This window comes from Pseudomonas sp. St290 (assembly GCF_018325805.1).
Lineage (GTDB): Bacteria > Pseudomonadota > Gammaproteobacteria > Pseudomonadales > Pseudomonadaceae > Aquipseudomonas > Aquipseudomonas bijieensis.
In genome coordinates this window covers 2,847,019-2,860,882 of record NZ_AP014703.1, presented here as the reverse complement: position 1 = coordinate 2,860,882, position 13,864 = coordinate 2,847,019, and the positions used below count along the sequence as shown (strand labels likewise).

The 13,864-nt window shown below is 61.4% G+C and carries 9 protein-coding genes; 3 read left to right on the top strand and 6 right to left on the bottom strand.

Going from position 1 to position 13,864, the window contains the following annotated elements:
- Positions 1 to 81: 81 nt before the first annotated feature.
- Positions 82 to 687, bottom strand: a complete 606-nt coding sequence (locus tag PBDP_RS12640; RefSeq protein ID WP_109756020.1) for a MiaE family protein — start codon at positions 685 to 687, stop codon at positions 82 to 84.
- Positions 688 to 865: 178 nt separating this feature from the next.
- On the opposite strand from PBDP_RS12640, the gene uspL reads away from it, so the two are divergent.
- A complete protein-coding gene (gene uspL, locus PBDP_RS12635; protein WP_109756019.1) occupies positions 866 to 1,729 on the top strand; it encodes a universal stress protein UspL in 864 nt (287 codons plus the stop codon).
- 54 nt (positions 1,730 to 1,783) lie between these two features.
- Here uspL and PBDP_RS12630 read toward each other — a convergent pair whose 3' ends face one another.
- Positions 1,784 to 2,254 carry a DUF1289 domain-containing protein gene (locus tag PBDP_RS12630; RefSeq protein ID WP_109756018.1) on the bottom strand — a complete coding sequence of 157 codons (471 nt, stop codon included), beginning with the start codon at positions 2,252 to 2,254 and terminating at the stop codon, positions 1,784 to 1,786.
- Between the two features lie 408 nt (positions 2,255 to 2,662).
- Here PBDP_RS12630 and acnB point away from each other — a divergent pair, with 408 nt between their 5' ends.
- Positions 2,663 to 5,272 (top strand): bifunctional aconitate hydratase 2/2-methylisocitrate dehydratase, encoded by a 2,610-nt coding sequence (gene acnB, locus PBDP_RS12625; RefSeq protein ID WP_109756017.1) that lies wholly within the window; start codon positions 2,663 to 2,665, stop codon positions 5,270 to 5,272.
- Positions 5,273 to 5,529: 257 nt separating this feature from the next.
- Here the strand turns inward: acnB and PBDP_RS12620 are convergent, their stop codons facing one another.
- Positions 5,530 to 6,810, bottom strand: a complete 1,281-nt coding sequence (locus PBDP_RS12620) for a serine/threonine transporter (RefSeq protein ID WP_109756016.1) — start codon at positions 6,808 to 6,810, stop codon at positions 5,530 to 5,532.
- Between the two features lie 436 nt (positions 6,811 to 7,246).
- On the opposite strand from PBDP_RS12620, the gene PBDP_RS12615 reads away from it, so the two are divergent.
- A complete protein-coding gene (locus PBDP_RS12615) occupies positions 7,247 to 8,200 on the top strand; it encodes a 2-hydroxyacid dehydrogenase (protein ID WP_109756015.1) in 954 nt (317 codons plus the stop codon).
- Here the strand turns inward: PBDP_RS12615 and tssA are convergent.
- The 3 genes from tssA to PBDP_RS12600 are packed head-to-tail and all read right to left on the bottom strand — an operon-like array spanning position 8,197 to position 13,864.
- Complete coding sequence (gene tssA / locus PBDP_RS12610) at positions 8,197 to 9,285, bottom strand: type VI secretion system protein TssA (protein WP_109756014.1); 1,089 nt, start codon at positions 9,283 to 9,285, stop codon at positions 8,197 to 8,199. The two genes, PBDP_RS12615 and tssA, sit on opposite strands and share 4 nt — an antisense overlap.
- Complete coding sequence (locus tag PBDP_RS12605) at positions 9,282 to 13,106, bottom strand: type VI secretion system protein (protein WP_212802321.1); 3,825 nt, start codon at positions 13,104 to 13,106, stop codon at positions 9,282 to 9,284. Before PBDP_RS12605 ends, tssA begins: the two co-directional genes overlap by 4 nt.
- Positions 13,103 to 13,864: a DotU family type IV/VI secretion system protein gene (locus PBDP_RS12600; RefSeq protein WP_176688057.1), complete on the bottom strand. Its 762-nt coding sequence runs from the start codon at positions 13,862 to 13,864 to the stop codon at positions 13,103 to 13,105. The genes PBDP_RS12605 and PBDP_RS12600 overlap by 4 nt, the downstream gene beginning before the upstream one ends.

The window sequence follows — 13,864 nt, the reverse complement described above, 5'->3', positions numbered from 1 at the left end:
TGCTCACAAATAGTGTGTACACAGAAAATCCCCTGTGGGAGCGAGCCTGCTCGCGATGGCGTCAGCCCAGGTAACCCAGCACTACAAAGTCGGCACACCACTGTGGAACCGAAACTCCACATCCGGTGACTCGATCAACTCCCGCTCGGCGTCGCGGACCTTGTCGATCACTTGGGCAATGTCCTTGGCGTCGCCATACTGGTAAGCCAGTTTCAGATAACCCTGGAAATGCCGGGCTTCACTTTTCAGCAAGCCGAAATAGAACTTGCCCAGTTCCTCGTCCAGGTGCGGCACCAAGGCCTCGAAACGCTCGCAGCTACGGGCCTCGATGAAAGCGCCAACCACCAGGGTGTCCACCAGCTTGACCGGTTCGTGGCTGCGTACCACCTTGCGTAGCCCCGAGGCGTAACGCCCGGCGGAGAGCTGGCGCAAGCCAATCTTGCGCTTTTTCATCAGGCGCATGACCTGCTCGTGGTGCACCAGCTCTTCCCGGGCCAGGCGCGACATCAGGTTGATCAGGTCGACATGGGAGTGGTACTTGGCGATCAGGCTCAGGGCGGTACTGGCGGCCTTGAACTCGCAGTTCTTGTGGTCGATCAGCAACGTTTCCTGGTCGGCCAGCGCGGCCTGGACCCAGGCATCGGGGGTGCGGCAGCCGAGGAATTCGTGAATTTCGGGAAGATTCATGGGGCTCACGGGAAAAGGTAGTCGAGCGAAGGGCGCCGATTATACCGGCCTGCCCCCAGACCACCAGCCACCGCCGTTGATATGCGTCAAGTCGACGACTCACCCAGAGCAACTAGACTGCTCAACAATAACTACAGTTGAGCAACGCCAGCCTTTTCATTGCAGGAGAACGCCGATCATGCAAGCCATTCGCAGCATCCTGGTGGTCATTGAGCCCGAACATTCGGAAAGCCTGGCGCTCAAGCGCGCCAAACTGATCGCCGGAGTGACCCAGGCCCACCTGCACCTGCTGGTGTGTGACAAAAAGCATGACCATGCCGGCATGCTTAGCGTGCTGAAGGCCGCGCTATTGGCGGACGGCTACAGTGTCACCACCGAACAGGCCTGGAACGAAAGTCTCTACGAAACCATCATCGACGTGCAGCAGGCCGAAGGTTGCGGGCTGGTGATCAAGCAGCACTTCCCCGACAGCCCGCTGAAAAAAGCCCTGCTGACCCCGGCAGACTGGAAGCTGCTGCGCCACTGCCCGACCCCGGTGCTACTGGTGAAAACCGCCGGTTCCTGGAAAGACAAGGTGATACTGGCGGCCGTCGATGTCGGCAATGCCGATGGCGAGCACCGCCATTTGCATAACACCATCATCGATCACGGCTATGACATTGCCCTGCTGGCCAAGGCGCACCTGCATGTGATCAGTGCCCACCCGACGCCGATGCTTTCGTCCGCCGACCCGACGTTCCAACTCAAGGAAACCATCGAGGCCAAGTACCGCGAACAATGCCGCGCGTTCCAGGCTGAGTTCGACATCGACGACCAGCATTTGCACATCGAAGAAGGCCCGGCGGACGTCTTGATTCCCTACATGGCGCGCAAGCTGCAGGCGGCGGTGACGGTGATCGGCACCGTGGCCCGCTCGGGGTTGTCCGGGGTCCTGATTGGCAATACCGCCGAGGCCGTACTCGATACGCTGGAAAGCGATGTGCTGGTGCTCAAGCCCCAGGAAGTCGAGGATCATCTGGTGGAGTTGGCGACCAAGGATTGAGGTTTTGTATCCTCAAGATCGCCATCGCGAGCAAGCTCGCGATGCCTTTAAAGCTCAGCCGCCGATCGCATCCTTCAGGAACCCCGGTGCGATATAACGCTGGTAATGGGCTTCGGACAGGAGGAAGAATTCCCGATCAATGGCATCGCGCAGGTCCGGCAGTTCCCAGTCGCGGAACTCCGGCATCAGCACCATGCCATAGGCCTCCAGGTTGTTGATCACCCGCGCGCCCCGGGCGATCAACTGATAGGCCCAGCAATACTCCGACTGATGCGGCACGAAGCGGATCTTGCGCGATTCCAGTTGCTGGCGCAGCAATCCTGGGTCGAAAACCTCCAACTTGGCCACCATCACCTGCACCAGCAGTTGCTCCAGGCGCATCCACACCGCGCGTTTCTCCTCCTCGTTGTAGCCGTTCCAGTGAATCACTTCATGGTGGAACCGCTTGCAGCCACGGCACACCAGGTCACCGTAGACAGTGGAGCAAAGGCCGACGCAGGGGGTCTTGATGAGCTGGTTGGGCATAAGGAAAAGCACACGCAAAAGCAGGACAGGCCGGCATGTTAGCCCTTTGTCTAAGATTGATCACCCCTCAAACTTCCAGGCCCAACTTACCTTTAATTTTTTTTTCCCGTAGAATCAGCCAGCCTTTTAAGGCGCCAATGTCCGTTAGAAGCTGTTTTCAAAGCGTCACGAGCACAGTCGTTCCTTCAGAGCGGTGTTGGCGAAGGGTCTTTCCAGCGGGGAAAGCCCAACGCCAACCCTCATCAGCTCCCCGTTCTGCAGGCGTAAAACTTTGAAAGCAGCTTCTGTGAGGAACTTACGGAAACTCTGGCGTGGCGGCTCAAAAAGCCTCCGACGCGCATGAGTACCGTGGGTTTCTGGATGAGCGTCCCGGACACCCATTTGGGACCACTGATGAGGGTAATAACTGTGCTTGAAGCCTACCGCAAACATATCGAAGAGCGTGCAGCCCTGGGTATCGTTCCCCAGCCGCTCAACGCCGAACAAACCGCAGGCCTGATCGAGCTGCTGAAAAATCCTCCGGCTGGCGAAGAAGCTTTCCTCGTTGACCTGATCACCAATCGCGTTCCGCCTGGAGTCGACGAGGCTGCCTACGTCAAGGCCGGCTTCCTGTCCGCCCTGGCCAAGGGCCAGGCCCAATCCCCTCTGCTGGACAAGAAACGTGCCGTTGAACTGCTCGGCACCATGCAGGGCGGCTACAACATCGTGACCCTGGTGGAGCTGCTGGACGACGCCGAGCTGGCGCCGGTAGCCGCCGAAGAACTCAAGCACACCCTGCTGATGTTCGATGCCTTCCACGACGTGGCTGAAAAAGCCAAGAACGGCAACGTTCACGCCAAGGCCGTGCTGCAATCCTGGGCCGAAGGCGAGTGGTTCAAGAAGCGCCCGGTGCTGGCCGACAAGATCAGCCTGCGCGTATTCAAGGTGACCGGCGAAACCAACACCGACGACCTGTCCCCTGCTCCAGACGCCTGGTCGCGTCCTGACATCCCGCTGCACGCCCTGGCCATGCTGAAAATGGCCCGTGACGGCATCGTTCCGGACGAGCAAGGCAAGACCGGCCCGATGAAGCAAATCGAAGAAATGCGCGGCCAAGGCTTCCCGATCGCCTACGTCGGCGACGTGGTTGGTACCGGCTCCTCGCGTAAATCGGCGACCAACTCGGTGCTGTGGTTCTTCGGCGACGACATTCCTTATGTGCCGAACAAGCGCGCTGGCGGTTTCTGCTTCGGCAGCAAAATCGCTCCGATCTTCTACAACACCATGGAAGATGCTGGCGCACTGCCTATCGAGTTCGACGTTTCGAACATGAACATGGGCGATGTGATCGACCTGTACCCGCATGCCGGCAAAGTCTGCAAGCACGGTACCGACGAAGTCATCACCACCTTCGAAATGAAGACTCCGGTGCTGCTGGACGAAGTCCGTGCTGGCGGTCGTATTCCGCTGATCATTGGCCGTGGCCTGACCGAGAAGGCTCGCGCCGAGCTGGGCCTGCCACCTTTCGACCTGTTCAAGAAGCCTGAAGCTCCCGCTCAAAGCACCAAGGGTTTCACCCTGGCGCAGAAGATGGTCGGCAAGGCTTGCGGTCTGGCAGAAGGCAAAGGCGTACGTCCTGGCACCTACTGCGAACCGAAAATGACCACCGTGGGGTCCCAGGACACCACCGGTCCAATGACCCGCGACGAACTGAAAGACCTGGCGTGCCTGGGCTTCTCGGCTGACCTGGTGATGCAGTCCTTCTGCCACACCGCGGCTTATCCAAAGCCGATCGACGTGACCACCCACCACACCCTGCCTGACTTCATCATGACCCGCGGCGGTGTTTCCCTGCGTCCGGGCGACGGCATCATCCACTCGTGGCTGAACCGCATGCTGCTGCCAGACACTGTGGGTACCGGTGGTGACTCGCACACCCGTTTCCCGATGGGCATCTCGTTCCCGGCCGGCTCCGGCCTGGTCGCGTTCGCCGCTGCCACCGGCGTCATGCCGCTGGACATGCCGGAATCGATCCTGGTGCGCTTCAAAGGCAAAATGAAACCTGGCATCACCCTGCGTGACCTGGTTCATGCCATTCCGTACTTCGCCATCCAGAAGGGTCTGTTGACCGTCGAGAAGAAAGGCAAGAAAAACGCCTTCTCCGGTCGCATCCTGGAGATCGAAGGCCTGGAAGGCTTGACCCTGGAACAGGCTTTCGAATTGTCCGACGCCTCGGCCGAACGTTCGGCTGCCGGTTGCACCATCAAGCTGTCGAAAGAGTCGATCACCGAGTACCTGCAATCGAACATCACCCTGCTGCGCTGGATGATCGGCGAAGGCTACGGTGACGCACGTACCCTGGAGCGTCGCGCCCAAGCGATGGAAGCCTGGATCGCCAACCCGCAACTGATGGAAGCCGATGCCGACGCCGAATACGCCGAAGTCATCGAAATCGATCTGGCCGACATCAGCGAGCCTGTGCTCTGTGCGCCGAACGACCCGGACGACGCCCGCCTGCTGTCCAGCGTTGCTGGCGAGAAGATCGACGAAGTGTTCATCGGTTCGTGCATGACCAACATCGGTCACTTCCGCGCTGCCGGTAAGCTGCTGGATCAGGTCAAGGGTCAGCTGCCAACCCGTCTGTGGCTGTCGCCGCCGACCAAGATGGACGCTCACCAACTGACCGAAGAAGGCTACTACGGCATCTACGGCAAGGCCGGCGCACGGATGGAAATGCCAGGCTGCTCGCTGTGCATGGGTAACCAGGCACGCGTCGAGCCGAACTCCACCGTGGTGTCGACTTCGACCCGTAACTTCCCGAACCGTCTGGGTGACGGCGCGAACGTCTACCTGGCTTCGGCCGAACTGGCGTCCGTTGCGTCCATCCTGGGTCGCCTGCCGACCGTCGAGGAGTACATGGAATACGCCGGCAAGATCGACAGCATGGCAGCGGACGTATACCGCTACCTGAGCTTCGACCAGATCGCCGAGTTCCGTGAAGCCGCTGCAAACGCCAACATCCCGGTCGTTCAAGCCTAACGCTTCAACGCCCGACTGAAAACGCCGCCCTTCTTGCGAGGGGCGGCGTTTTTTTATGCTTGGGATTCCGATGCTAGCCGGCTACCGCTATCGCGAGCAGGCTCGCTCCCACAGGGGATATGTGGTGAATGGAGAATATATGAACACCCACAACCCCATGTGGGAGCGAGCCTGCTCGCGATGACAGCAGCACATCCAACATCAATGCAAGCCGCCCCACCACTTTCGCGAGCAAGCCCGCTCCCACAAGGGTCCGGTCAGGCCAAGAGGGAGTAGACCAGCGCAGTAATCGCCACCAGGCCCACCAGCACCACGAAGACATTCGACGCCTGGCCACGATAGCGGGCCATGGCCGGGACTTTGCGGATGGCATACATCGGCATCAGGAACAGGATGGCCGCGATGACCGGGCCGCCCAGGGTTTCGATCATGCCCAGGATGCTCGGGTTGAGCGTGGCGACGATCCAGCACACCACCAGCATGAACGCAGCGGTAAGGCGGTCCAGGGTCTTGGGCGCCGGGCGACGACCGCTTTTGACGATCAGGCCCTTGAGGCCTTCGCTGGCGCCGATGTAGTGCCCCAGGAACGATTTGGAAATGGCGACAAACGCAATCAACGGCGCGGCAAAAGCGATAGTCGGGTTGCTGAAATGGTTGGCCAGGTACGACAGGATCGACAGATTCTGCGCCTTGGCCTCAGCCAGTTGTGCCGGGGACAAGGTCAACACGCAACTGAACACGAAAAACAGCACCATCACCACCATCAGCACATGGGCGCGCGACAGGATCTGCGAGCTGCGCTCCTCAGCGTTGGCACCATAGCGACGCTTCTGGTCCACCGCAAACGCCGAGATGATGGGTGAGTGGTTGAACGAGAACACCATCACCGGGATCGCCAGCCACAAGGTATGCAGCAACGCCGAAGCTTCAGGCGGCGTGGACGCCGTGGTCAGGATGCCGCCGCTCCAGTGGGGAATCAGGAACACCGCCAGGAACAACAGCGCAACGATGAACGGGTAGACCATCAGGCTCATGGCCTTGACGATGGCCTGCTCGCCGCAGCGCACCACCGCCAGCAGGCCCAGGATCAGCACCAACGACAGCACAGCCCGAGGGGGCGCCTGGATATGCAACTGATGCTCCAGGAAACTGCCCACCGTGTTGGTCAACGCCACGCTGTAGATCAGCAGGATCGGGAAAATGGCAAAGAAGTACAAAAGCGTGATCAACGCACCGGCCTTGAGGCCGAAATGTTCTTCCACCACATCGGTGATGTCCGCACCGTCGCGACCGGACAACACAAAACGGGTCAGGCCCCGGTGGGCATAGAACGTCATGGGGAACGCCAGCAACGCCAGGATCAGCAGCGGCCAAAAGCCGCCCAGGCCCGCATTGATCGGTAAAAAAAGCGTACCTGCACCAATCGCGGTGCCAAACAGACCCAGCATCCACGTGGTGTCCTGACGACTCCATTGGCTGAGGGTGGCTGGGACAGTCGTTTCAAAGCGCTCTTCGACGCTATTGGCCTGATCATTCATCCGGGCGGATCTCCGTATTCCGGTCACATGCACCCGGTCGGGACGAGTCAGAAAAACCCGACAGGCAGCGCCCCGACCGAAACAGGGGCGCGATTGTCCGGGATTAGCGAGCAGAAGCAAAGACTTAGCTGAGGAGCGGTTATGCGGATCAGATTACTGTCATAAAAGATGCCCCCGCATTCCCTGTGAGAGCGAGCGTACTCGCGAAAGCGAAGGATCAATCGACATTCATGTTGGATGTACCGTCGCGCTCCCACAGCTGGATTGCAGTACGACCGCCAGAGCCAGGTCGGCTGTCAGGCCGCCACAGCGAGCAATCCCTCGCAAGAACGACACCAAAACCGAAATGCACATAAAAAGCCGCAACCCCCCTGCCCTCTGCTCCTACAATCAGGTTGAATACTTGCAATCACCCCAGCACCCACAGGAGCCCAGCATGACTGCAACCGTTCTGGTACTGGTTGAAACCGTCAATGAGTACCTGCCGATTCTTGAGCGGCAGGGGTATCACCTGGAATTGGCGCCCACGCCTGCCGAACGCAAGACAGCGATTTTCGAACACGGTGAACGCTTCAGCGCGGTGCTGACCCGCGGCCCCCTGGGTTTGACGGCGGAAGAAATCGCCGCCCTGCCCAATTTGCAGATCATTTGCGTGATCGGCGCCGGTTACGAACAAGTGGACCTGCAGGCCGCGCGCAATCGGGGCATCGTGGTAACCAACGGCGCCGGGGTCAACGCCTCGTCGGTGGCCGACCATGCCATGGCGCTGCTGCTGGCGCTGGTGCGGGACATTCCCCGGGCCGACGCATGCGTGCGCCGTGGCGAATGGCCCAAGGTCATGCGCCCTTCCCTGGCCGGCAAGCGCCTGGGCGTGCTGGGCCTGGGCGCGGTGGGCATGGCGATCGCCAAGCGGGCCGCCCTCGGGTTCGACATGAGCGTCAGCTACCACAATCGCCAGATGCGCAACGACGTACCCTACACCTACTGCGCCACGCCCACGGAACTGGCCCGCGTCTCGGATTTCCTGATCGTCGCCACGCCCGGCGGCCTGGACACCCGGCAGTTGATCAACAAACAGGCCCTCGATGCCTTGGGACCCAATGGTTTCCTGGTGAACATCGCCCGTGCCAGCGTGGTCGCCACCGCCGACCTGATCAGCGCCCTGGAGCAACGGCGAATCGCTGGCGCGGCCCTGGATGTGTTCGATCACGAGCCCGAAGTGCCCGACGCGCTGAAACATCTGCCCAACGTCGTGCTGACGCCCCATGTGGCCGGCCTGTCGCCGGAAGCAACGCGTGGCACGGTGGAGCTGGTGGGCCAGAACCTGAACGCGTTTTTTTCCGGCAAGCCGGTGTTGACGCCAGTACCGTTACCCGACGCGCAGCCTTAAAGCACCCCCAGCAATGTCCATAACCGCCGGGATTCGGCATCGGCACTGATCAGTTCCCCCAGCAACTCGCTCAACGGCTTGTTGCCCCACTCCACGCCGCGCCGGATCAGATAGGGCACCGGGCTGTGGGGTTCTGTACGGGCCAGGTAACCGGCGATGACCAGTAGCTGTCGATAGGCCTCCTCACGATTGGCCGGCTCCTGGAAAACCTGGGCAGGTGCCACGTTCGCCTGCGCCCGGTCAGGTTCAAGCGTAACCGTGGGTGAAGTTTGCACCGGCAAGACAGTGGGTTGCTGTGGATTCATCGCGATGAACTCCTCTACCAGGGCCAGCAAGGCCTGAATCACATCCCGCAGGGATTTGTAGCCTGGGGCCAGGTTGCCCAAGTAAGCGTCGCTCCAGGCTTCGAGCCGTTGCAGGTGTTGCAGGCTCAACATCAGGCTGCCCTGGCGATGCAACCAGAATGACAAGGGTGTGCTGCGAATCAGTTCACTGAGTTTCTTCTGATCATTGCGCGCCGCTTCCGCCGACGCCTTGGCGTTCTTGCTGTCGTTGCCCAACACTTGCTGGCGCTGCAAGCGTTGCCAGTCGTCCAGACAGAAACCGGAGAACTCCTGGTCCCGGCCATCGAGCAATGGCACGCGCGTCAGCAACACCTCACTGTAGCGACGGGCCAGCCATTCCAGCGGGATCACCCGCCACGACTGGTCGCCTTCATCGGCCTGGGGGTGCAACTGCTCCGGGTAGCGCTCACACAGCCCCGCCACCAGCGCCAGGCTACCCGGCAACCCCTCCAGCCCTGCCATATGCAACCAGGCCTCCCCCAGCCAGGCGCTGATCATCAGGTCCTTGCTGCGTTCCAGCAGCAACATGGTTGCCAGTCGTTCCAGGTCTGGCCATAGGGCGCGCTTGATCGAAGACTGCCACACGCCCGTGGGCAGGCTGGTGTCGTCCTCCCGGCGCAATTCGCGCAACTGATCATATTCCGGTTCGTAGCGCAGGTCCTGGCCACAAGGCGATTCAGCGCTGATCGGCTCGAGCAATTGGCTGACCAGTTCAGGCAAAGGCGATATCGGCAAGCTCACAAGCCTTCCTCACGAGTGGCGATGGCGGGACTCGATGAGGTCGCCATGAAAGGTGAACGGGGCGCCCGCGTCGGCAGCGGTGGGATCGACAAGGGCAGCTTGGAGCCCTGGCTCATCAACGACAGGCGCACGAACATCAACGTTTGCTGCGCCGTGCGGGCGTGGGTCTGGGCGGTCACCGGCAATTGCAGGGCCAGGGGAAAATCGGTGTAGTCGACATTCGGCTGGCGCTGGCTCGTCACCAACGAGCGCATCAGGCGCAGCAATGACCATGGCCCCTGGTATTCCCAACCGGCCTCCAGGTCGCGCACCACCAGGTTCGGTTGCAACGGGTCGTTGGCCGGACGCTGGTAACCGTTGCGGGCCCAACGCAAAGTCAGGCGCACGGGCTGGCCGACCATCCAGCGCAGGTTCTGCTGGCCGCCGCCGGGGTAGCTGATCTGCTGGTTGCCGGCGTCCAGGCTCCAGGCGATCACCTGGTCGGCGCCGCGCTCTTCATCGCGATCGGTACGCCAGCGCACGTCCATTTCCACACCCAGGATGCCACTCTTGTCGCGCACGAACAGCGGCCCGAGCCAGGCCCCGGCCTGTTTCAAACGGTTGAGAAAATCCTCGGCCGCCAATCGCTCCGGCACCTGGCTCAACGTCAGCCCGGCCTGGGCCAGGGGCAGGCGTGTATCGATCAGCTCGAGCAAATGCTGGACCCGCGCCGGGTCGGCATCGCTGGCCCGCACATCCTGGGAAAACGGAAAGCGTCCGGCCAGGTATTGATTGAAATAGTTGGCCAGGTCATTCCAGGCAGTCGCGGCCTGGTTCTGTTGCAGGTACAGGCAACGTTGCAGGGCGCCCTGCTGCAACGCGACGGTGCGCAGGGCCAGGTCACCGCGCCCGCCGGGCAAACTGGAGGTCTGCAGGATCTGCGCGCAGGAGGTGGTGTCCATGGCGATAAAGTCCCGGCTCACCAATTGTTCCAGTTGGGCCGCCGAGCTGGCCGGGTTCTGGTTCTTGTACTTGAGCAATTCATCGTTGAGGGCCATGAAGCGAGCCACCTGGTCGTGCTCCAGGGCCGACAGGTTGTCCTGCTGGACGATCAGCCATTCCAGCGCGGGCATTCGCTGCTCGGCGATCTGCAGCATCGCACCGAATTGCTGGTTCAGGTTCAGCTTCAGGTCTTGTGGATCGCTGGCTCCGTAGAGCAGCAAGCCGAAGTTTTTCGAGCCGTCCCAACGCTGGATATCGGCCCGTTGACTGAACAGCGGCTGGGCATCGATCTCGTCCAGGCCACTCTTGATCTGTGCCAATGCCCGGCGATTGAGCAGACGCTGGAAACGTATCGCCAGGTCGCCACGGTGCACGTCCATGAAAGCTTTTTGCAGCGCAACCGCCTGGGCCGTTTGCACATTGAAGCCCATGCCGGGCAACGACTCGTCGCTTTCGTCCAGGCTCAACCACATGGCCCGGGCCGCGGCGCCTTCAGCGGCCTGCATCAGCGCGTCACGGTAATCCGGCGGGATGCGCGGCAGCTCCTCGTTGGCGTAACTCTTGTAGCTGGCGAAGTAGTTCAGGGCAACACTGAAATCATCGCTGCCGTCGCCCTGGCCCATCGAATCGGCATTACTGCCCGAGGGATCCTTCTGCAACGCCAACGCCACGAAATCACGCTTGAACAAGGCTTGTACCGCACCGTCCAGCGCCGTGACATGGTCTTGCAGCACCAGCAGGCCACTGCCCTGTTGCACCAGCAGATTGTCCCGGGAACCGGTCTGGACGATCCACTGGTCACGAAAGCTCTGCTGCAACTTCGCCGCCTGGCTCTCCAGGTCCTGTTCGATATCCGGGCCAAGCAAGGTGCTGTGGCTGACCTTGTCCATCATCTGGGTGTAACCGGGCACCAAATCCTGGCCCTTGCCCCGGCCCCAGGCCGAATTGGTCAGGCTGACCAGCGTCTGCAAGTCATCGATCAGCGCCATCAGGTCTTCGAGCTCATTCAAGGAGTTACCACTCCCCGCCTCCAACCGTTGCAGATGCAGCTTGAGGTAGCCGGCCTGGCGCACGAAGTTATCCGCCAGGAAATAATGATCGAGCCAGCGCTGCATCAGGCCGGTGAAATTATCGGAAATCGCCGGACGCACGGCGTTCAGGTCCAGCCCTTTCAAGTCGGTGTTTTGCGCATCGAACAGCACCCGGTTGTAGAACCGCGCCCGGCTCAAGGTTCCCGTGTTGAGGTTCAATGACAGGGCGTTGTTGCTCAGTTGCACCAGCTCATCCAGCGGCGCCTTGGGGTTGTTTATCGCCTGGCTGAACAGCTGATTGTGTTGCTCCAGGCGCACAGCCCGCTCCACCAGATCCTTGGCCTTCACGTAGCTTTGCCATTGCGCCGGGTCTTCACTTTCCACGTTGCCCCGGCGCTCGGTGTTGCGGATGGACTTGAGTTGTTCCAGGTCCCAGTTCAGCAGGTCACGCAACGGCAATACCCAATGGTGCCGGGCGGTCAGGCGCAAGCCCTGCTCCAATTGCGTGTCCACCGAGGAGAACCACGAAGTGGGAAAGACCACCGAGACGAAGCGCCAGCGCGGGGCTTTTTCCAAGACGTTCCAGTAGTTCTGTACGTTGTGCCGGGTCGGTTCCAGTTGTGGCTCGTCCGAGTCGACCACCAGATGGTTCTTATGGGCACTGAGGATCAACCGCGAGAGCTCCTCGGCCTCCTCCACCGAATCGTGCCAGACCCACAACATGCCCCCCAGCCAGACCAGGCCGACCACCAACGCGACCGCGCCGGCCAGTCGATGCCAGCGCTGGCGCAAACGCAGCAGACGCGGTACGGGTTGGGCCAGGCCACGCTCGGCCACCAAGCGACGTGACCACAGTTGCCGAGCGAAAACCGTCTGCCGCAGAACGTTGTCAGTGGCCGCGAACCCATCTCCTGTAACCGCCGGCGCTTGGCTGGCGGTGAAATAGACACCCCGAAAACGCGGTGCTTCGCCCTGGGTGTTACCTTGGAAAACCGGCTCCAGCAGAATCTGCAGGGTCCGCCGCAAACCTTCGAAACGCTCGGGCAACCCGTAAAGATCGGCGCTCAGTTGTCCCGACAACGCACCGATCTCAATGATCGATTGCGACAGCGCAGCGTTGACCTGATCCAACGCCTGGTCACTCCACTGCGATTGCCAGGCCGCATCCGGCAAGTAGGGCGAAGACCAGCCCAACGTCGATTCCCGGGCCTCGGCAGGCAACGCGCTGACCAGTTCCTGGAATCCGGGCAACTGCTCCATCCCAGTCACCACCACGTACACCGGCAGGCTGAGACCGAAGCGTTGCAGAAGGTCGATAAAACCGCGCCGGGCCTTGAGGCTCAACTCAGTGGCATGTTCGATGTCATCGAGCTTGCCGAGCGGGACCGTCCAGATCACCGCGTCCAGAGGCCGTCTGCTGCGCAGTCGCAGAATCAATCCCAGCAAGCGCCACCAATTGCCCCGTTGCCGGTTCATGCCTTCATCGGGCAAGAACAACGCCTGGGGCACCACCAGCACCGCGCCTTCGGTATCCGACCACCAGCGCCCGAACCATGCGACCTTGTCGGTGGGTTGCAAACGCCACTGGGCACACAGCTGCGCGCCGTCCGCTTCGTTGCCCAGCATCATCAACCAGGGCATCTGATAACGATCCCGGGTGCCCTGCTCCTGCTCCATGTGGCGCACCGCCCCATAGAAACTGCGGATCGCCGCTCCACCCTGGGTACGCAGCCACCAGATCCCGGCCACGACCAACAGCACCAGGACGATGGCGAGCAAGACCAGGGCGAAGACGCTCAGGGGACTCATGAATCCTGCTCCTGGACCGCCGACTCGTTCAGTTGCAGGACCGGTTCGAGGGCCGAACCAATATCGCGCCAGAACACCTGTCCCAGCCCGGTCAGCAGCAGCACCATTGCCAGGATCGCCAGCCCCAGGCGAACCCCGTCCGGCAGTGACTGTTGCCCCGGCATACGCATCGGCGCTGCCGCCGAAGGCAGCGCCAGGCGCTGGCTGACATCGACATAATCGGGGTCGTGCTGCCAGGCAAAGGTGAACAACGCCAGGCGCCATTTTTCATGCTGGACCTGACCGGGCTCACCGCGCAGCCGCCCCTGAAAGCCGAGGATCAGGCATTGCAGATAGACATTCGCCAGGTCCCGGGTACCGGGCATCTGCTCGTCGAGCAGTTTCTTGATCGCCGCAGGCAAGCGCTCGCCAGCCTGGCGACTGGCATACATACGCGATTCGAGCGGGTGCTGCTGCCAAGCCAGTTGTCCCGGCCAGGGGGTGAACAGCAAGGTTTCGTCCACCAGCGCCACGAACGCATAGACCAGCGCCTTGACCTGCTCGGTGGCGGCATCGCCGACGGTGGCGAAGGCCACCCGCCACAGACGCTGGGCGCTGCGTCCGGAAAACTCCACCACCCGATTGACCAATACCGCAGGGTCGCTGTCCTTGGGCAAGTCCTGCCACTCCTGGGACCACTTCAGCCAAGCCTGACGAAAAGCGCTGCTCAGCGGCGCCTCATGCAGACTCCGAACCGCCCCGCCACTTCCGTCAGGCAT